The sequence below is a fragment of the Streptosporangium sp. NPDC000563 genome (genome assembly GCF_040299985.1).
In the GTDB taxonomy this organism is placed as follows: domain Bacteria; phylum Actinomycetota; class Actinomycetes; order Streptosporangiales; family Streptosporangiaceae; genus Streptosporangium.
On the sequence record NZ_JBEPDA010000023.1, the window covers coordinates 18,565 to 38,814 of the forward strand.

Below are 20,250 nucleotides of genomic sequence, written 5' to 3' on the forward strand. Positions count from 1 at the left end.
CTCAGGAGCCGAGCCTCCGCACTTCCGCCTTGGGGTCGATCTTGCCGCTGCCGACGTCGGCGATGAACGTCTCCAGCCTCTCCCTCTGCTCGGGGGTGGGCTCGCAGATCCTCACGGTGGGGAACGGGTCGACGCCGAGCTTCCAGACCTTCTCCACGCCCATCCGCAGCTTCGCCGCGGCGAATTCCTCCAGCGCGGCCCTGAAGTAGTCTCCGGGACTGAAGAGCACCGAGATGTCGAAGGTGGGCGCGGTGGAGGCGCACCGGTCGGTGCCCGGGGTGAGGGTGAGCACGCCGTTGGCGTCGGCCAGCTCCGCCGACGCGTCGGTGGCGCCGCCCAGGTAGGGGTAGACGACCTTGACGCCCTGGCTGATCTGGGCCTGGGTGGCCTCCTTGGCCTTGGCCGAGTCGTTGAGGTCGCCGCTGTAGGTGACCGTCAGCGTGGCCTCGGGGACCACCAGCCGGATACCCGCCCTGAAGGCCCTCGCCGCCGCGGTGGTGAAGTCGACCTCCGGCCCGGTCACGAACCCGGCCTTGGTCTCGCCTTTCTCCTTCATCAGCAGGCCCGCCGCGTATCCGGCGGCGAGCAGGCTCTGGTCCGCCTCGTCGGTGGAAAGCATGATCCTCGGGGTCTGCGGGACGTTGTCCGAGGAGGGTACGTACCAGGCGGTGTTCGCGCACACCGGCTCCTCGGCGGCGGGGATCGCGTCCCTGAGGTCCGCGGCGCCCAGGGCCACCATGTCGACCTTCTGGCGGCACAGCGCTCGCGCGGCGTTGAGCGCCTCGCTGGTGTTGACGCCACCGCGTTTGATGATCGTCCAGCCCTTCGAGGTGGCGAACTCCTCCGCCGTGTCCACGAAGCTCTGGTAGTAGCCCTTGTCGTTGATGTCACCGGGGCTCAGCACCCCGATGACGACCCGGCCGTCGCCGTTGACGTCCGGCTGGCCCGGGAGCACGGTGCCGCCGTCCGTCCCGGCTCCCGTACCCGCCGGGACGGGGGTGGCCGCGCGGGGCGCCGTGGCGTCGCCGCTCGCGCATCCGGTGAGCGCCATCGCGGCGAGACAGGCGGTCAGCGTGGCCGTGACCCGGCCCGTTCGATGGTGTGCGGACATGACGATCCTCTCGATCCGATGCCCACGGGGCGCGGGTGGGGAACGAACCTTGGTCGCGGACAGGGGGTACGGGCTCGTTGGGGGGCAGGTTGGGACGCTGCCATGTGGACGCTGCCATTTAACCGCCGTCGGCGTCCATCGTGTTCACCGCCTGCCCAAGACCGCCTGCCCGAGAAGGGAGAACTCCCCGGCAGAAAAACCTCCCGTTCCGTCCCACCCGGCCCGTGCGCATCCCCGGCAGGCGAGCCACGCGCTCGTCGACACCCTCTTCGCCCGCCCCACCGCCGCCCCACGCCGCCCGCGCGGATCCTCGGGCAGGTGGGCCCGACGCTCCTCGGCACCCTCTTCAGCCGACCCGTCATCGCCTCGCACGACCCGCGCGGATCCGGCGTACGATGCGGGCATGCCGAACATCGGGCCCACCGAGCTGCTGATCGTCGCCGTCCTGCTCGTGGTGGTCCCGGCGATCGTCGTCGGTGCCGTCATGGCGGCCAGGAAGGGCGGTCGCGCGGTCTCCGGCGGGGTGCCCGCCGCGCCGCTGACGCCCCAGGGGCTGCATGAGACCGTCACCGGGCTGACCCGCCAGGGGCAGAAGATCCAGGCGATCAAGGAGCTGCGCCGATACACCGGGCTCGGCCTGAAGGAGGCCAAGGATGTCGTCGACGCCGTGGCCATGGGGCGCGACCTGTGGAGCCATCCCCTCATGGCGCGCGCTCGCGCCGCCCATCCCGTGGAGTCCCCGCGCACCGTCGCGATCACCGGGCCCGACCTCGCCACTCGCGTGCGCGAACTCAAGGCCGCCGGCCGCGCGGAGCAGGCGATCCACCTGGTGCGCGGCGAGACGGGCATGGGCGAGCGCGAGGCCGAGCTCTTCGTCGAAGCGCTCTGACCCTTCCCGAGCCCTTCAAGCCTCCTTCCCCGGGTCCCTCCGGCCCTCTTTTTCCGGCCGCTGCGAACCGGGGCATTCCGCGGTGAAGCCCTCGGCCCAGGCCGGCGAACAGGATTCGGGCGCTGTCACACCTCAGGGTGTGGTGCGGGCGGTCAGCCGGATGTTCCGAGCATGCCGTTCGGGTCGAGCACGAACTTGGACGCGGCGCCCTGGTCGAACTCCTCGTACCCCTGGGGAGCCCGCTCCAGCGGGATCGGCACGGCGTTGACCGCCTTGGCGATCTGCACCCTGTCGTGCAGGATCGCCTGCATCAGGTAGCGGTTGTAGCGCATGACGGGGCACTGTCCCGTGGTGAAGGCGAGCGACTTGGCCCAGCCGAGGCCGAACCTGATGGACAGCGACCCCTGCTTGGCCGCCTCGTCCGGGGCACCCGGGTCCCCGGTCACGTACAGGCCGGGGATGCCGAGCGCGCCGCCGGCGCGAGTGATGTCCATGAGCGAGTTGAGCACGGTGGCGGGCTGCTCCCTGTCGGCGTCGCCACCGTGGCCGCGCGCCTCGAAGCCGACGGCGTCGACGCCGCAGTCGACCTCGGGCTCGCCGAGGATCTGCTCGATCTGGTCCTTCGGGTCGCCCAGCGACACGTCGACGGTCTCGCAGCCGAAGCTGCGGGCCTTTTCCAGCCGTTCCTTGTTCAGGTCGCCGATGATGACCACGGCGGCCCCGAGGAGGAACGCCGAGACGCCCGCGGCGAGCCCGACCGGTCCCGCGCCCGCGATGTAGACGGTCGATCCCGGCTTCACCCCGGCGGTGACGCAGCCGTGGAAGCCGGTCGGGAAGATGTCGGTGAGCATGGCGAGATCGAGGATCTTCTCCATCGCCTGCTCTTTGTCGGGGAACGTGAGCAGGTTCCAGTCGGCGTAGGGCACCAGGACGTACTGCGCCTGCCCGCCGACCCAGCCGCCCATGTCGACGTAGCCGTACGCCGCGCCTGGCCGGCCGGGGTTGACGTTCTCGCAGACCCCGGTCTTGCCCTCCTTGCAGTTGCGGCAGCGGCCACAGGCGATGTTGAAGGGGACGGAGACGAGGTCGCCCTTCCTGACGAACTCCACGTCCCGGCCGAGTTCGACGACCTCGCCGGTGATCTCGTGCCCCAGGACGAGGCCGATGGGCGCGGTGGTGCGGCCACGGACCATGTGCTGGTCGCTGCCGCAGATGTTCGTCGCGACGGTCTTGACGATCGCGCCGTGCTGCACCTTGCGGCCCACGTTCGCCGGGTTCACCCCGGGGCCGTCCTTGAGCTCGAACCCGGGATAGTCGATGTCCCGGACCTCCACCTTGCCTGGCCCCTGGTACGAGACGGCCCTGTTGCTCGGCATGGCGTCCTCCCTGTTCGTTTCCTCGTGGTGTGCCCTTCCGCGTGACGCCGGCGGAGCGGCCCGCCACCGTCGGGGGGACGTGAGGGGAACGGTGACCACCGCATCCGAACCGAAGATGATTTTTCGCCTTTTTTCACCATATACCTGCTGGTTGCAGCGATATCAGGAGCCATCCCCCTCCGAGATTCGCCTCCCGATTCCGCCGGATCCGGTGACCGGCGTGATACCGCGAGATCCCTGTCCCGCGTGGGGCCGGCAGCGGCGGTGGATCTCGTCGACCCGCTCGGTGAGTCCTCTTTCGTCGAGGTGTTCCAGGAGCGGCACCGCGACCCTGCGGCTGGTGCCGAGGGCCTGCCTGGCCTGACTGACCGTGAACGGCTGCGGCAGCCGGGCGAGCACCCGGCCCGCCAGGACGTCCGCGCCGGGCAGCAGCACGATCCCGTCGGCCACCCGGAGCAGCGCCCCCGCCCGTACGGCGGCCGCCAGCTCCCGGGGCCCCAGCCCCAGCTCGGCCAGCCTGCCCGCCTCCGGGGCCAGGAAGGGGTGCGCGGACAGCTCGGCGCCGAGCCGCTCGACGGCCCGGACGACCGGCGCGGGCAGCACCGGGCGAGCGGAGGAGCCGCTCACGATCCGCCCGGCATCCAGGGCGAGCGGCGGGCGCAGGAGCGCCGCGACCAGCCGACGGTCGGGCAGGGCCAGCTCGTGGCGGGCCGCCTCCACCGGCATGCCCGGCTCCAGCGGATGCGCCGAGGCGTGGCGCCGCACCACCTCGGGGAGACGCTCCTCCAGCATCGACCAGTGCGCCGGATCGGCGTGCCAGTCACCGCACACCGGCCTGCCCGGAGCACACCCCATCGCCACCAGATCCCTCGTACGCAACAGCAGGTGGGTCCGCAGCAGGGAGGCCGCGTCCGGCGAGGCCGCCGCCAACTCGGCCGCCCGTTCCCGCGCCGCGCCCCGGCGGCGCAGGGCGGGCGGGCGAGGATCGAGCACGCTCGCCCGCGCGAGGACCCGCACCCCGCCCCGGTCGCGCCCGGGATCGCGCAGCAGCAGCATGTCGCCCGCGTGCAGAGGGAGCCGTCCTGCCAGGCGCAGCCGGGCGATCCGCCCACCGAGCGGCCGCACGTCGCACACCACCGCCGCGGAGCCGATGTGCGCGGTCAGCCGCCCCGGAAGATCACCGGCGTCCCAGCCCTCGGAACGTCCTTCGCCTCCGAACGCCCCCGGGATGTGTTCCCAGGAGCCCTCCGGCCCGGTATCCCCGGCGGGCACGCGCGAGCCACCGCCTCCGAGGCCGTCCACCTCGGGCTCACCAGGCCACCGCGGGCCGTCGCCCTCGGGTCCCGACGGGTTGAGGCGCACGTCGACCAGGTCGGTGTACGTCCACGCGTCCGGGGTGACCAGGGCGAGGCCACGGCGGGGATCGCCCCGGCCGCGCATCCCCCGCAGGTTGAGCGCCACCCTGGCCACACCGGTCACCGAGGCCACCGGCTCCTTCAGGCACTCCAGCGCCCGCACCCGCGCGGGCACGCCGTCGAGGTCCAGCTCGTCCCCCACGGCGATCGTGCCCGCGGGCAAAGTCCCGGTCACGACCGTGCCACTGCCGCGTACGGTGAACGCCCGGTCGATCCACAGCCGAACCGGCGCCCGGTGATCGGGTACGGGCAGTCCGGCCACCAGCCGGTCCAGTGCCCGGCGCAGTTCGTCGAGGCCCTGCCCGGTGCGCCCGCTCACGACCAGCGCCTCGGCACCGCCCAGGCCACCCGCCGCCAGACGGGCCCGCGCCCGCTCCATGGCCGCAGCCGGCTCCGCGAGATCGGCGCGGGTCACCACGAGCAGGCCGTGCCGCACCCCCAGGGTCTCCAGCGCCACCAGGTGCTCCTCGGACTGCGGCATCCAGCCCTCGTCGGCCGCCACCACGAACATGACGGCGGGCGCCGGACCGGCCCCGGCCAGCATGGTGGCGAGAAAGCGCTCGTGGCCGGGGACGTCGACGAAGGCGAGCCGCTCCCCCGAGGGCAGCTCCGTCCAGGCGTAACCGAGCTCGATCGTGAGCCCTCGCCGCCGCTCCTCGGCCAGCCGGTCGGGTTCCATCCCGGTGAGCGCCCGCACCAGGGTGGACTTACCGTGATCGACGTGACCCGCCGTGGCGACGACGTGCATCAGCCACGCGCCGACCGGCCGCCGTGACGGTCACCCACGGCGGTGCTCCACCTCGAGAACGGCGCTCAGCACATCACCGTCCCGGTCCGCGGGCACGGCACGCAGGTCGAGCAGGAGACGGCGACCCTCCACCCGGCCGACGACCGGGACCCGCCCGGTCCGCATCGGCACCGCGAACCGCTCGGGCAGACTGATCGCGGCGCTCGGCAGCCTCACGCCCGGTGCCCCGCCGCCGCCCACCGCCGCCTCGCTCGGCACGGCCCTCGCGTCGACCCCCGCCTCGGCCAGGCTGCCCGCGAGCGCGGCGGCACGCTCGCCTAGCAGCCCGGCATCGGCGTACAGGGCCTGGTGGACGGGGGTGGCGGGGCCTCGCAGGGTGGCCTCCAGCGCGGCCAGTGTCAGCTTGTCCACCCGGAGCGCACGGGCCAGCGGGTGTCTCGCGCACCGCTCGACCAGGTCGCGCCGGCCCAGCAGCAGCCCGGCCTGCGGGCCGCCGAGCAGTTTGTCGCCACTCGCGGTGACGAGATCGGCTCCGGCCTCCAGGGCGCTCGCCGCGTCGGGCTCGCCCGGCAGCAGTGGTTCCCGCGTGAGCAGGCCCGAACCGATGTCGGCCACCACGGGCACACCGAGCGCGGACAGCTCGGCGACCTCGACCGAGCCGGTGAAACCCTCGACCAGGAAGTTCGACGGGTGCACCTTGAGGACGAAGCCCGTCTCCGGTCCCACCGCCGCCCGGTAGTCGGCGTAGGAGGTGCGGTTGGTGGTGCCCACCTCGCGCAGCCTGGCGCCGGTGGAGACGAGCAGGTCGGGGATGCGGAACCCGTCGCCGATCTCCACCAGCTCGCCGCGGCTGATCACGATCTCCCGCCCGGCGGCGAGCGCGGTGGCGACGAGCACGAGCGCGGCGGCGTTGTTGTTGACCACGTGCACGCCCTCCGCGGCGGGGACGGCCCGCGCGAGCGCGTCCATCGCGCCCCGTCCCCGGCGGGCGCGGGCTCCGGTGGCGAGGTCGAACTCCACGTCCGTGCAACCCGCCGCGGCGGCCGTGGCCTCCACCGCCGCGGCCGAGAGCGGCGCGCGGCCCAGGTTGGTGTGGACCAGCACCCCGGTCATGTTGATCACCTGCCGCGGGCTCGCCGGATACGGCGGGAGCGCCGCCACGGCCGCGTCCGCGACCTCTCCCGGATCGAGCACGCCCTGCCGTACGCGCCGCTGTGCCCGCGCCACGGCGTCCTTGACGACCGTCCGCCCGAGCCGCCCCGCCGCCGCGACCAGCCGGGGGTCGGCGAGGACGGCGTCGGTACGCGGCACGAGCCTGCGTGGGTCCACTCTCCGAACATAGGCGAAGGCGGGAGGAAATCGAATCCGCCAGGCCGATGACCTGGGCCTTTGAAACCCGTCCTCCCATTCCTACCGCCGGGCGTTCCGGCGAGCGCGTCTCCTCTGGGCGTCGTCGGTCAGGACTTCCCGTCTCCGGTCTCGATGATGTGAAGCGCGCCTCACATGGCCAAATATTGCCGCCAGCGATCTCCGCACACCCTCGGTCCTCATTCTGAAACCTTGATAGGTCGGATGTCTAGGGGCGACGAACGACGCATGGGCGGATTTTCGTTGGCTTTTGTTACGGCTATTGACGCGATACATCAAATCTTTTAACTTGACCGAAACCCCCCCAGCCCCAAACCTCACCACGCTGCCGATTCGACCGGACTCCCGAGTTGACCTGTTGTCGAGTTCGTCGTCGCATGCGCGATTTCGGTTGCCGGCGAGGCTGCACCACGCTTGGAGAAACACCATGCCAGACCTGTCCCGCAGGCAGTTGATGTCGATCAGCGCAGCCGGAGCCGGAGCTCTGCTGCTCCCCATGCAATGGACGGCGGTGGCCAGAGCCGCTTCGGTGGCGCCTCCGGAAGTGCTCGCCGCCAACGACCTGGCCCTCTGGTACGACCGGTCCGCCGGCACCGACTGGCTGCGCGCGCTGCCCATCGGCAACGGACGCCTCGGCGCCATGGTCTTCGGCAACGTCGACCAGGAGCGGCTGCAGCTCAACGAGGACACCGTGTGGGCCGGCGGCCCGTACGACCAGAGCAACCCGAGGGGCGCCGCGGCGCTGGCGGAGATCCGGCGGCTGGTCTTCGAGGACCAGTGGGCTCAGGCCCAGAACCTCATCGACCAGGCGATGCTCGGGAACCCCGTGGGCCAGCTGGCCTACCAGCCCGTCGGCAACCTCAGGCTGAGCTTCCCCGGCGGCACCGGCTCGACGGAGTACAACCGCCAGCTGGACCTCACCACCGCCACCACGTCCACCACGTACCTCAAGAACGGGGTGCGCTTCCGGCGCGAGGTGTTCGCGAGCGCCCCTGACCAGGTCATCGCGATCCGGCTGACCGCCGACCAGCCCGGCTCGATCACGTTCTCCGCGACCTTCGACAGCCCCCAGCAGAACACGCGCTCCAGCCCGGACGGCGCGACGGTCGCGCTCGACGGCCGGTCCGGCAATCACCGGGGCATCACCGGCTCGGTCCGGTTCCAGGCACTGGCCCGGGCCTTCGCCGAAGGCGGCACCGTCTCCAGCTCCGGCGGCACGCTTCAGGTCTCCGCCGCCGACAGCGTGACGGTGCTGGTCTCCATGGGCTCAAGCTACGTGAACTACCAGGACGTGAGCGGCGACTACCAGGGCATCGCGCTCGGGCACCTCAACGCCGCCCAGGGCAAGACCTTCGCCGAGTTGCGCAGCCGGCACGTCGCCGACTACCAGAAGCTGTTCGGGCGTACGAATCTCGAACTCCCACGCACCTCGGCGGCCGACCAGCCGACCGACGTCCGGATCGCGCAGCACAACGCCGTCGACGACCCGCAGTTCTCCGCGCTGCTGTTCCAGTTCGGCCGGTACCTACTGATCTCCTCTTCGCGTCCCGGCACGCAACCGGCTAACCTGCAGGGCATCTGGAACGAATCGATGTCCCCGTCGTGGGACTCGAAGTACACCATCAACGCCAACCTGCCGATGAACTACTGGCCCGCCGACACGACGAACCTGTCGGAGTGCTACGAGCCGGTGTTCAGCATGATCAACGACCTCACGGTCACCGGCGCCCGCACGGCGCAGGCGCAGTACGGCGCCGGCGGCTGGGTCACCCACCACAACACCGACGGGTGGCGGGCCACCTCTGTCGTGGACGGCGCGTTCTGGGGCATGTGGCAGACCGGCGGCGCATGGCTGGCCACCATGATCTGGGACCACTACAACTTCACCGGCGACGTCGACTTCCTGCGGAAGAACTACCCGGCCATGAAGGGCGCCGCCCAGTTCTTCCTCGACACCCTCGTGGAGGAGCCGAGGCTCGGATATCTGGTCACGAACCCCTCCAACTCCCCCGAACTGGCCCACCACGCGAACGCCAGCGTCGCCGCCGGTCCCACCATGGACAACCAGATCCTGCGCGACCTCTTCCACGGGTGCGCCGAGGCGAGCCAGGTCCTCAGTGTGGACGCGAGTTTCCGCGCGCAGGTCCTGGCCGCCGCGGACCGGCTGCCGCCGATGAAGGTCGGCTCGCGCGGCAACATCATGGAATGGCTGTACGACTGGGTGGAGACCGAGCGGAACCACCGGCACGTCTCCCACCTCTACGGCCTACACCCCAGCAACCAGATCACCAAGCGCGGCACCCCGGAACTGTTCCAGGCCGCCCGGCGGACGCTGGAGTTGCGCGGCGACGACGGAACGGGCTGGTCGCTCGCCTGGAAGATCAACTACTGGGCGCGGATGGAGGAGGGCAAGCGCGCGCACGACCTCATCCGCTTCCTCGTGACGCCGGCCAGGCTCGCCCCCAACATGTTCGACCTGCACCCGCCCTTCCAGATCGACGGCAACTTCGGCGCCACCTCCGGCATCGCCGAGATGCTGCTGCAGAGCCATGCCGGTGAACTGCATGTGCTGCCCGCGCTGCCGGAGGCGTGGCCGACCGGGCGGATCGAAGGCCTGCGGGGTCGCGGGGGTTACACCGTCGGCGCGGCGTGGAGCGATTCCCAGGCCGACGAATTCCTGATCACGCCCGATCGCGACGGCGCGATCAAGGTACGCGGCCAGATGTTCGCCGGACGCTACCGGGTGCTCGACGCCACCCGCGGCGGCACCGCTCGCACCAAGCGGACCGACGAGCCCGACCTGCTCGAAATCACCGGACAGGCCGGTCACACCTACCGCGCGTACGCCTTGCAGAAGGTCAGGCTCGACGCGCCCGCCGAGGTCGCGCTGGGCCAGGAGGCGACGGTCACCTTCACGCTCCGTGCGATCGACATGCCGATCGCGCCCAGGACGAGCGTGTCCCTCGAAGTTCCGGACGGGTGGACCGTCACTCCGGCGCAGGTCGTGTTGAAGCCCTTGCGGCCTGACTCCGAGGCCACCGCCGAGTTCAAGGTCACCCCCGCCGCGACCGGCTCGGCGACCACCGTGGTCCTGACCGCCAAGGCGACCGGCCGTGACTGGACCGCCTCCGCCAAGACCTCGGTCCGGCTGTGGGACGGCCGGGAGACGCCGCTGGAGCAGAACTTCACCAACGTCGCCGTGACCGACAACGGCAACACCGCCGTCGGCACCTTCGACGGCAACGGCGGCAGCATCTCCGCCCAGGCACTGGCCCAGGTCGGCGTCACCCCCGGCAGCACGGTCAGCAAGGGCGGGATCGACTTCAAGTGGCCGGCCGTCCCGGTGGGCACCGCCGACAACGCCATCGCCTCCGGCCAGTCCATCAAGCTGAGCGGCTCGGGCGCGAAACTCGGCTTCCTGCTGACCGGAACGTACGGCGCGGTGTCCGGGCCGGCCACCGTCGTCTACAAGGACGGCACGAGGCAGACCTTCACCCTCAGCTCCCCCGACTGGTACGGCGCCCCCAGGCCGGAGGGCGACGCCGCCATCGTGGCCCCCTACCAGAACCGGCCGGGAAACCAGCAGTTCAACACCCCCGCGACCATCTACTACGTCGGCGTGGCACTGCAGGACAAGGAGGTCTCCCGCCTCGACCTGCCGAACATCAGCGCGAGAGCGCAGTCGGGCGTCGCGACCATGCACATCTTCGCCATCGCGATAGGCGGATAGCACCCCCGGACAACCGCCGAGCCTGACCGAAGGGCCGCGGCGTGGCCACACCCGGCCACCCCGCGGCCCTTCCTGACATGCCGGAAACGTCAGGCCCGCACGCTGAACGGCGGAGGCGGACGGGAATCGAACCCGCCAGGCCGAGAACCTCGGCCTCGACGATTTTGAAGACCGCGGGGGCCACCAGGCGCCCATACGCCTCCGGGGGAGAACATACCCCCGAGCGGGTATGTGCATCGGGGCGGCGTGCCGGACGGCGGCGTGCCGATCTACCAGGGGAGACGCGGCATGGCGGAGAGCACTGTGGAGCGAGGCGCCTCTCCTCCCCGGCAGGACGCGGTGCGGCTCACCCAGTACGCGCACGGGGGCGGCTGCGCCTGCAAGATCCCTCCCGGTGAGCTGGAGTCCGTCGTCGCCGGACTGCTCCGGGAGGCGGACGGGCCACGCCGGGACCTCCACGGTGAGCTGATCATCGGGTTGGACGACGGCGACGACGCCGCCGTGGTCCGCGTCGAGGGCGGCCGGGCGATCGTGGCCACCGCGGACTTCTTCACCCCCGTGGTGGACGACCCCTGCGACTGGGGGCGGATCGCGGCGGCCAACGCCCTGTCGGACGTGTACGCGGTGGGCGGGGAGCCGCTGGTGGCGGTGAACCTGCTCGGCTGGCCCCGGGACGTGCTGCCGATGGAGCTGGCCGGGGAGGTGCTGCGCGGCGGCCTGGAGGTGGCGCGGGCGGCGGGCTGCCACGTGGCGGGCGGCCACAGCGTCGACGATCCCGAGCCGAAGTACGGGATGGCCGTCACCGGGCTCGCCGATCCTGAGCGGCTGCTGCGCATCGACGGCGGCCGGGCGGGCCTGCCGATCTCCCTGACCAAGCCGCTCGGCGTCGGCGTGCTCAACACCCGGCACAAGGCGACCGGCGAGGTCTTCCCGCAGGCGGTGGCCGCGATGACCACGCTGAACCGGGACGCCTCCCGGGCGGCGCTCGCCGCGGGTGCCGGGTGCGCCACGGACGTGACCGGGTTCGGCCTGCTCGGCCACCTCTACAAGCTGGCCAGGGCGAGCGGCGTCACGGCGGTGCTCGACGTGGCGGCCGTGCCGTACCTGAGCGGGGCTCGCGAAGCCGTACGGGACGGCTACGTCAGCGGCGGCACCCGGCGCAACCTGGCGTGGGTGGCACCGCACCTGGATCCGGGCCGCTTCGGCGAGGAAGACCTGCTGCTGCTCGCCGACGCCCAGACCTCAGGCGGCCTGCTCGTGGCGGGTGAGATCCCTGGCGCGCCGGTCGTCGGCGAGCTCGTCCCCCGCGAGGGTTCGGCCCTGCGACTGCGCTGACCTGCCCGGACACGGCCCGGACAAGACCAGTCAGGCAGGGGCGGATCGGACCGGACTGGACTGGAGCGGACGACGGAGGTCTCTCCATACGACCGAGAACAGACGGGGCCTCTCCATGCGACCGGGAACATCGGTAAAAGACGTCGTAGCTCAGGGGTTCTCACCCTCCCGTCTCCTCAGGCGCTCCCGTTGGGGCACCACCGTGTACTTCGGGTCGGCGGCCGAGGCCTTGCCCACGGCCAGGACGCCGAAGCGGGTGCAGAGGGCACCCGCGGTGAGGGCGAGACCGGACAGCGCGCCGAGGGCACGGCCGCGCCCGGCGACCGTGGCGAGCAGGGCGCCGCCCACCGTGAGGGCTCGGGCCGTCCGCATCAGACGGCCCGGCCTGCCCAGCCGGTAGGGTTCGCCGACCAGGCCGAGCCGGTGCTCCATCACCGCGCCCGCGACCGTCTCGACGGCGGCGCCCAGCATCGCGGTGACGCGGGCCGGGCCCGCCTCACGGCGCGGGGTGGCCAGCATGCCCACGGCGCCCGCACCGGCCAGCGCGCTCCCCGCGAACAGGAACGGCAGCTCGCGGTGGGCCTCGTGCCAGGCGGGCACGGCGGTGTCGGCGACGAGCACGGCGGTGTACGTCGCCATCAGCGGCCCGGTCACCACTGCCGCCCAGGCGGCCGCGTCACCGACCGCGGGCAGGGCACGGGTGGCCTTCACCGGGAGCACCGGAATCCGCAGGACGAACCGGGCGGGGAACCGCGTGGCGAGCCCAAGGGTGCCCCCCGGGACAGGCCGGGCCGGAACCCGCAGGGCCGGCCAGGCGGGGAACCACGGGATGGACCGGGCGGGGATCTCCCTGACGGAGCCGGCGGTGACGAGCGCGGAGGCGGCCGAGACGGCCGTCAGGGCGCTGTGGGCGGCCAGGAGCCAGGAGCCGACGCTCATCGGCGAGGTGGGCTTGAACACGCGCAGCATGTTGAGGAACCGTTCCGGCCTGCCGAGTTCGGCGACGAGGAAACCGGCGCCGGCCACGGCACCGGCGGCCGCGGTGACCCTGGCGGTGAGCGCGAGCCGGTCACGCCCGGTGAGCGTCGCCACGGCGGAGATCACCGACGCGGCACCGGAGGTTCCGCCCAGATAGAGGTAGAGCGGCATGTGGGGCTCGTGCCAGATCGGGGCCTTGATGATCGGCTGCCCGTAGTAGGAGCGGAACTCGGCCCCGGGCACCATCGTCTCCTCGCCGCGCCTCACCGCGACCACCCCCGCCCGGAAAAGGACACCGCCACCACTGCGACCATGGAGAGCGCCGCCCCGGCCGCCCAGCGCCACATGGCGGGCAGATCCCTGGTCGTGACCACCGGGTCGGGAGGCAGGCCGTACACCTCGGGCTCGTCGAGCAGCAGGAAGAAGGCCCCGTCCCCGCCCACGCCGTCGCCGGGGTCCGCCCCGTACAGGCGCGCCCGCGGCCTGCCCTCGCCGCGCAGCAGCTCCACCCGTTCCTCGGCGCGGGCCCGCAACTCCTCCAGCGGTCCGAACTGGATGGAGTCGGTGGGGCACGCCTTGGCACAGGCCGGTTCCAGCCCGCCGAGCTGGCGGTCGTGGCACATGGTGCACTTGAACGCCCGGCCGTCGCGCTCCCTGCGGTCGACCACGCCGTACGGGCAGGCGGGCACGCAGTAGCCGCAGCCGTTGCAGACGTCGGCCTGTACCACCACCGTGCCGAACTCGGTGCGGAACAGCGCCCCGGTCGGGCAGACGTCCAGACAGGCGGCGCGCGTGCAGTGCTTGCACACGTCCGACGACATCAGCCATCCCTCGATGCCCTGCCCGCCGTCCCCGCCCGGCTGCTCGATGAAGGCCACGTGGCGCCAGGTGTCGGCACCGAGGCCGCCCGTGTTGTCGTACGAGGTGGCGCGGAAGACGAACCCGTCGTCGGGCACGTCGTTCCACTCCTTGCAGGCGACCTCGCAGGCCTTGCACCCGATGCAGATGCTCGTGTCGGTGAAGAACCCCATCCGCTCAGCCATCGCGGTACTCCTCGATCAGGCCGAGCAGCGCCCTGCCCGTGGGGCGCCTGCCCGGCCGCAGGTCGCAGGTCATGGCCTTGCCCTCCTGGATGTAGACGTTCGGGTCGAGCACGAGCGGCATCAGGTCGTTCACGACGTCGCCGGTGACCAGGCCGCCGCTGCCCCAGCCCCAGTGGTAGGGCAGGCCGATCTGGTGGATCGTCGCGTCCCGCAGGCGCAGCGGGCGCACGCGCGAGGTCACCAGCACACGGGCCTCGATCGCGGTGCGGGACGTCACGATCGTCGCCCACCCGCCGTTGACGAGCCCCAGCTCCGCGGCGAGCTCCGGCGACACCTCGCAGAACAGTTCCGGCTGCAGCTCGGCGAGATAAGCCAGCGGCCTGCTCATCCCCCCGGCGGTGTGGTGCTCGGTGAGCCGGTAGGTCGTGAGCACGTACGGGAAGCGCGGTGAGCCCGGCGGGTTGTAGGGGCTCTCCGGGCGCGGGTAGGTCTGGCGCGCCGGGTTCGCCCGCTGCTCGTACAGCGTGTTGCGCACCGGCGACTCGTGCGGCTCGTAGTGGGTCGGCAGCGGCCCGTCCGCCAGTCCCGCCGGGGCGAACAGCCAGCCCTTGCCGTCGGGCTGCATGATGAACGGGTCGGTCCCGGCCAGCGCGTCCTCGGCCAGGGCTCCCTCGGGCGGCAGGTACCCGGGCGGTTTGTCCCTCTCGAAGTCCGGCACGTCGAGCCCGGTCCACTCCCCCTTCTCCTCGTCCCACCACAGGTAGGCCTTGCGCTCACTCCACGGGCGGCCCTCGGGGTCCGCGGAGGCCCGGTTGTAGAGGATGCGCCGGTTGGCGGGCCAGGCCCAGCCCCACTCCGGCGCGACCCTGTTCTGCTCGTTCCCCGGCCTGCGACGGGCCGCCTGGTTCACCTCGTCGGCGTACACCCCGCAGTAGATCCAGCACCCGCACCGGGTGGAACCGTCGGACCTGAGCTCGGTGTAGGCCGACAGGGTCCGCCCTTCGGGACCGGTGCCGTTGATCTCACGCAGCACCGCCCGCGCCGACGGCTCGGCGTGTTCGCCCTCCTCCGGGTAGTCCCAGGTCAGCTCGCGTACCGGCCGGTCGATCTCGTCGTCGGTCATCCGCCGCCTGATCCGCTTGCCGAGGTGGTAGTAGAACGACAGGTCGCTGCGGCAGTCGCCCGGCGGTTCGACCGCCTTCTCCCGCCACTGCAGCAGCCGCTGGGTGTTGGTGAAGGTGCCGTCCTTCTCCACGTGGCTCGCGGCGGGCAGGAAGAACACCTCGGTGGCGATGTCCTCGGTGCGCGTCTCCCCGGTCTCCAGCTCGGGGCCGTCCTTCCAGAAGGTGGCCGTCTCCACCAGCGTCAGGTCACGCACCACCAGCCAGTCGAGGTTGGCCAGGCCCAGGCGCTGTGCCCGGCCGCCCGAGGAGCCGACCGCGGGGTTCTCCCCCACCACGAAGTAGCCCTTGACGGTGCCGTCGATCTGTCCCATCACGGTGGTGAAATGGCCGTGGTCGCCGGTGACGCGGGGCAGGTTGTCGAAGCGGAAGTCGTTCTCCTCGGTGGCGGCGTCGCCCCACCACGCCTTGAGCAGGCTCACCATGTAGCAGCGTTTCCTGCCCCAGAAGCCGGTCTCGGCCCCGGCCTTGGCGAGATAGTCGTCAAGCCCCTCGTGCCGGTGGGCGTGGGGCATCGGCAGGTAGCCCGGCAACAGGTTGAACAGGGTGGGGATGTCGGTGGAGCCCTGGATGCTCGCGTGGCCGCGCAGCGCCAGGATGCCGCCGCCGGGGCGGCCGATGTTGCCCAGCAGCAGCTGCAGGATCGAGGCCGTGCGGATGTACTGCGCGCCCACGGTGTGCTGGGTCCAGCCGACCGCGTACGCCCAGGCGGTGGTGCGTTCCCTGCCCGAGTTCACGGTGATCGCCTCGGCCAGCTCCGCGAAGTCCTCCGGGGAGATGCCGCACAGTTCCGACACCGTCTGCGGGGTGTAGCGGGCGAAGTGCCGCCGCAGGATCTGGTAGACGCAGCGGGGGTGGCGCAGCGTCGGATCCGTGAGCGGCCTCGACGGCGCGGCGGCGCCACCGGAGCCGTACTGCTCGGGGCCCGCCGCCTCGGCGTGCCGGGGACCGCCCTCCATCCGCTCGCCGCCGACGTCGGACGCCTCATCCTCCTCACCGCGCTCGTAGGCCCAGCTCGACGGGTCGTACGCGCGTCTTTCCCGGTCGAATCCGGAGAACAGCCCGTCCAGGTCCTCGGTGTCCTCGAAGTCCTCGGAGATGATCGCCGAGGCGTTGGTGTAGGCCACCACGTACTCGCGGAAGTCCAGCTCGTTGGAGAGCACGTGGTTGATCAGCGCGCCGAGCAGCACGATGTCGCTGCCCGCGCGGATCGGCAGGTGGCGGTCGGCGATCGCGCTGGTGCGGGTGAAGCGCGGGTCGATGTGGAACACCTTCGCCCCGCGCGCCTTCGCCTCCACCACCCACTGGAATCCCACCGGATGGCATTCGGCCATGTTGGAGCCCTGGATGACGATGCAGTCGGACTCGGCCAGATCCTGCTGGAAGTCCGTGGCACCGCCACGCCCGAAGCTGGCCCCCAGACCGGGGACGGTGGAGGAGTGTCAAATACGGGCCTGGTTCTCCACCTGGATCGCGCCGAGGGCGGTGTAGAGCTTCTTCATCAGGTAGTTCTCTTCGTTGTCCAGCGTCGCCCCGCCCAGGCTCGCGATGCCCATGGTGCGCCGGACCGTCCTGCCCTCGTACTCCTGCTGCCAGGTCTCCCTGCGGGTCCGCACCACCCGGTCGGCGATCATGTCCATCGCCGTCTCCAGGTCTAGCGGCTCCCAGTCCGTGCCGTGCGGCCGCCGGTAGAGGACTCGGGTCTGCCGGCCGGGGTGGGTGACGAGCTGCTTGCTCGCCGCCCCCTTGGGGCAGAGGCGCCCGCGTGAGATGGGCGAGTCGGGGTCACCCTCGATCTGGGTGACCCTGCCGTCCTTGACGTAGACCAGCTGGCCGCAGCCGACCGCGCAGAACGGGCAGACCGAACGCGCGACGCCGTCGGCCTCCTCGGTGCGGGGCCGCAGGGCGTCGGTGCGCGCCGAACGCGCGGCGTCGCCCCTGCCGTCCTCTCCCATCAGCTGCCGGATCACCGGCCAGCGGGAGAGGCCCCTCCCCCGTGTCATCCTCGGGGCTTACCCCGGCTGACCTGCCCTAATCACCGTCAGGGTTCGCAGAGCGCCATCTCGCGGTCCGGCGCGGACAGCGCCCGGTAGCTCCCCGAGTGGAAGACCAGCGGCTCGCCCTCCTGTCTCCGGAAGTGCTCGACCTCCCCGACGAAGATCAAATGGTCACCTCCGTCGTACATGGTCACCGCGCGGCAGGCGAAGTGGGCGACGGTCCCGGCGAGGACCGGCACCCCGCCCGGCGCGAGACGGGTCTCCACCCCGGCGAACTTGTCGGGCAGCGGCGTGGCGAACCGCCGTGACAGGTGCTCCTGGCCGGCGGCCAGGACGTTGACCGCGAACCGCTCCGCCTCGGCGAAGGCCGGCGCGCTGGGGGCCCGCCGGGACAGGCACCACAGGACGAGCGGCGGGTCGAGCGAGACCGAGGTGAAGGAGTTGACGGTCACGCCCAGCCGGTCACCCCGCGAGGTGACGGCGGTGACCACCGCCACCCCGGTGGCGAACTGCCCGAGGGCGTCGCGCAGGGATCTCATGGCGCCGCCTCACTTCCCGGCCCGCGCCAGGTACTCGGCCGCGCCGGCCGGGTCCAGGAACCAGTCCGCGTAGTCGGACGGGTCGTCGAAGCCGTTGACGAAACGGGAGGCCACCTCGGGCAGCCCACCGGCCGCTCCCAGGAGCTCCAGCACGTGCGGCGGCGGGGGCGCGAGCAGCGCGTTCGTCCAGGTGGTGGCGTGCCGGGCGTCTCGCCAGTAGTGCTCGAAGACCCGCTCCATCCAGGCCGCGTCGTACGGCAGCTCGCCGCGCTCCAGGATGTCGGACAGGTAGGAGGCCGCGCACTTGGCGGCGTTGTTGGACCCCTGCCCGGTGATCGGGTCGTTGAGCACGACCACGTCCGCCACGCCCAGGACCGGGGCGCCCGACGGGAGCGTCGCCACCGGCCTGCGCACGACCGGCGTGAAGCGGCCGGACAGGACACCGCCGGCGTCGGTGAGTTCGACGTCCGCGGCGCGCTCGGCCTCCCACGGCAGGAAGGTCTCCAGGATCCGCCTGCTCATGGCCAGATGCTCGGCCGGGGTGGCGACCTCCGCCCAGCGGTCCATCGGCCCGCCGGGGACGCCCTCGAACACCATGATCTCGCAGGGGCCGGTGACGGTGAGGGCGGGGAACACGAAGTACTCGCCGACCCCGGGGATCATGTTGAAGCACACCGCGGAGTGGCCGGGCCGCGGTGTGAGGCCGTTGACGTAGGTGAGGGCGAGGGCCCGCTGCGGGGCGTGGTACGGCGAGCGCGACGCGTCCCGCTCGAAGAGCGAGGCGATCGACCCCTTGCCCGCGGCGACCATGACCAGGTCGTACTGGGCGGCGTAGCCCTCCAGGTCCTCCACGGTGGCGTCATGAATGACGATCTTCCCGCCGAGCCGCTCCACCTCGGCCATCCAGGCGGGCATCTTCAGCCGCTGGTCGACCGAGCGGGCGGGGGCGTCGAGCCGGGCGGCCCAGCGGATCACCGGGTCCCCGCCGGGGCCGGCCACCGCGAACTGGATCCCGTCGATCGGCGGGCAGCCGTCCGCCCACAGGTCCAGGCCGAGGTCACGCTCGTGGCCGAGGGCGGTGCCGAACATGGCCTGGCTGGACATGACCCGGCCGTCGCGGATGTCCTCGGGGGTCCGGTTGGAGACGACGGTGACGTCGTAGCCGTTCCGCAGCAGGCCGAGGGCGAGGTGGAGGCCCGCCTGACCGGCGCCGACGACAAGGATTCTGCGCATGGTGAGGTGTCCTTTCGAGGAGGTTTCGAGAGCTTCGGGGAAGCCTTGAGAGGGCTTCCCCGAAGCGGGGAACGATCGAGCGGCGCCTGGTGAAAAGGTACGACGGCCGCCCCCGCCCATGCCATCCGCTCAGCGCGGGTTCCATCCGTCTGGCGCGGGATCCTTCCCCCGCCCCTCCCCGATTCGTCCCCACCTCGACGTCATGGCCGTCCGACCGCCGGGCCGAGCGCCGTCAGTCGCCGCGTAGCGTCTGGGACGGCGTCCGGCCGTAGCGCGCGCGGTAGAGGGCGGCGAAGCGCCCCTGGTGCGGGAAGCCCCAGTGGGCCGCCACCTTCGTCACGGTGCACCTGGCCGGATCGCCGGCCGCCAGTTCGTCGTGCACCCTGCCCAGGCGCACATCCCTGAGGTAGGTCATCGGGGTCAGGCCGAGATGGCGGCGGAAGCCCTCCTGGAGCGAGCGTCCGCTGACCGCCACGGCGCTCGCGACCTCGTCCGTCGTGAGCGGCAGATGGGCGTGGTCGTCGATGTACCGCATCGCCCGGCGCACCACCTTGGGCAGGGCGGGAGGCCGGGGGGCGTTCAGCCGCTCCAGGTAGTTGGACGGTTGCCCGGTGAGCAGGGAGGAGAGCATGGCGTTCTCCAGGTGGGCGATCGCGAGCGGCTGCGCGGCGAGCCCGTCGCCGTACTCGGCCTCCCTGACGATCAGGTCGGCCATCGCCTTCCAGGCCCTCGCCCAGCCGGCGGTCATGTCCATGCCCAGGTCGAAGACGATCGGCCGGTCGAGCCGCTCCCCGAGCATCCGCTCCATGGCGTCCTCGACGACCGGCCGGTCGAATTTGACGATCAGCTGGGGGCAGCCGGCCGCCCAGCGCATGTCGAGGTGTTCCGACGGCGACGGCAGCGAGGCCAGGTCCGGCGTCGACACGATCTCCTGGCCGCCGCACCGGATCAGGCTGCGCCCGGCCAGCGGGATCTGCACCAGGAAGAAGGATTCGAGCTCCCCGGGCTCGATGCGGACGTCCGCCCCGTAGTCCAGGTAGTTCACCCGCACGGTGCCCAGCTGGACCGAGTTGAGCCGCGCGGCCAGCCGGGAGGTGCCACCGGTGAGCTCCAGCCGGTGGGGGCAGAACACTCCGGCCACCAGCTCGCGGGCCTCGTCGAGGTCCGCGGTGTCGAAGACCGGCCGGTTACCGAGCGGGACCGGCGCTCCACCCTCGCCCATCACCCCTCCAACCCTCCGCAACCCTCTATAACCGTCTGTAACCATCTGTGCTCGTGCATCTCCGCACGTGCCGCCGCGTGCGTAC

13 protein-coding genes and 1 tRNA gene are annotated in these 20,250 nt (G+C 71.9%); 3 read left to right on the top strand and 11 right to left on the bottom strand.

Translation table 11 applies throughout. The features are described from left to right. Window position 1 precedes the first annotated feature (1 nt). Window positions 2–1,111, bottom strand: coding sequence for a BMP family ABC transporter substrate-binding protein (locus ABT352_RS33625; RefSeq protein WP_350949043.1), 1,110 nt, complete (start codon window positions 1,109–1,111; stop codon window positions 2–4). 403 nt (window positions 1,112–1,514) lie between these two features. On the opposite strand from ABT352_RS33625, the gene ABT352_RS33630 reads away from it, so the two are divergent. After that, window positions 1,515–2,000, top strand: coding sequence for a ribosomal protein L7/L12 (locus tag ABT352_RS33630; RefSeq protein WP_350949044.1), 486 nt, complete (start codon window positions 1,515–1,517; stop codon window positions 1,998–2,000). Between the two features lie 152 nt (window positions 2,001–2,152). On the opposite strand, the gene fdhA is transcribed toward ABT352_RS33630, so the two are convergent. The 3 genes from fdhA to selA all read right to left on the bottom strand — a co-directional run bounded on the left by fdhA (window position 2,153) and on the right by selA (window position 6,868). Continuing rightward, on the bottom strand, window positions 2,153–3,376 hold the full coding sequence (gene fdhA / locus ABT352_RS33635; RefSeq protein ID WP_350949045.1) for a formaldehyde dehydrogenase, glutathione-independent: 1,224 nt from the start codon (window positions 3,374–3,376) through the stop codon (window positions 2,153–2,155). 162 nt (window positions 3,377–3,538) lie between these two features. After that, window positions 3,539–5,539 carry a selenocysteine-specific translation elongation factor gene (selB, locus tag ABT352_RS33640; protein WP_350949046.1) on the bottom strand — a complete coding sequence of 667 codons (2,001 nt, stop codon included), beginning with the start codon at window positions 5,537–5,539 and terminating at the stop codon, window positions 3,539–3,541. 30 nt (window positions 5,540–5,569) lie between these two features. Continuing rightward, window positions 5,570–6,868: an L-seryl-tRNA(Sec) selenium transferase gene (gene selA / locus ABT352_RS33645; RefSeq protein ID WP_350949047.1), complete on the bottom strand. Its 1,299-nt coding sequence runs from the start codon at window positions 6,866–6,868 to the stop codon at window positions 5,570–5,572. Between the two features lie 466 nt (window positions 6,869–7,334). Between selA and ABT352_RS33650 the strand changes: the two genes are divergently transcribed. Then, window positions 7,335–10,637: a glycosyl hydrolase family 95 catalytic domain-containing protein gene (locus tag ABT352_RS33650; protein ID WP_350949048.1), complete on the top strand. Its 3,303-nt coding sequence runs from the start codon at window positions 7,335–7,337 to the stop codon at window positions 10,635–10,637. A gap of 110 nt (window positions 10,638–10,747) precedes the next feature. On the opposite strand, the gene ABT352_RS33655 is transcribed toward ABT352_RS33650, so the two are convergent. Continuing rightward, window positions 10,748–10,840 (bottom strand) — tRNA-Sec (locus tag ABT352_RS33655). A gap of 85 nt (window positions 10,841–10,925) precedes the next feature. Here ABT352_RS33655 and selD point away from each other — a divergent pair. Further along, the gene (gene selD, locus ABT352_RS33660) at window positions 10,926–11,972 is read left to right on the top strand and encodes a selenide, water dikinase SelD (RefSeq protein ID WP_350949049.1); all 1,047 of its coding nucleotides are present in this window, start codon (window positions 10,926–10,928) and stop codon (window positions 11,970–11,972) included. 150 nt (window positions 11,973–12,122) lie between these two features. Here the strand turns inward: selD and nrfD are convergent, their stop codons facing one another. The 6 genes from nrfD to ABT352_RS33690 form a co-directional block, all read right to left on the bottom strand. Next, window positions 12,123–13,217, bottom strand: a complete 1,095-nt coding sequence (nrfD, locus tag ABT352_RS33665; protein WP_350949050.1) for an NrfD/PsrC family molybdoenzyme membrane anchor subunit — start codon at window positions 13,215–13,217, stop codon at window positions 12,123–12,125. Next, window positions 13,214–13,993, bottom strand: coding sequence for a 4Fe-4S dicluster domain-containing protein (locus tag ABT352_RS33670; protein WP_350949051.1), 780 nt, complete (start codon window positions 13,991–13,993; stop codon window positions 13,214–13,216). Before ABT352_RS33670 ends, nrfD begins: the two co-directional genes overlap by 4 nt. Beyond that, window positions 13,986–17,177 carry a formate dehydrogenase gene (fdh, locus tag ABT352_RS33675; RefSeq protein WP_350949052.1) on the bottom strand — a complete coding sequence of 1,064 codons (3,192 nt, stop codon included), beginning with the start codon at window positions 17,175–17,177 and terminating at the stop codon, window positions 13,986–13,988. The genes ABT352_RS33670 and fdh overlap by 8 nt, the downstream gene beginning before the upstream one ends. A 38-nt stretch (window positions 17,178–17,215) precedes the next feature. Next, a complete protein-coding gene (locus ABT352_RS33680) occupies window positions 17,216–17,710 on the bottom strand; it encodes a flavin reductase family protein (RefSeq protein ID WP_350949053.1) in 495 nt (164 codons plus the stop codon). A 9-nt stretch (window positions 17,711–17,719) separates the two neighbouring features. After that, window positions 17,720–18,943, bottom strand: coding sequence for a styrene monooxygenase/indole monooxygenase family protein (locus ABT352_RS33685; RefSeq protein WP_350949054.1), 1,224 nt, complete (start codon window positions 18,941–18,943; stop codon window positions 17,720–17,722). Between the two features lie 232 nt (window positions 18,944–19,175). After that, entirely contained in the window at window positions 19,176–20,165 is a 990-nt protein-coding gene (locus tag ABT352_RS33690; protein ID WP_350949055.1) for an AraC family transcriptional regulator, read from the bottom strand. Between the last annotated feature and the right edge of the window lie 85 nt (window positions 20,166–20,250).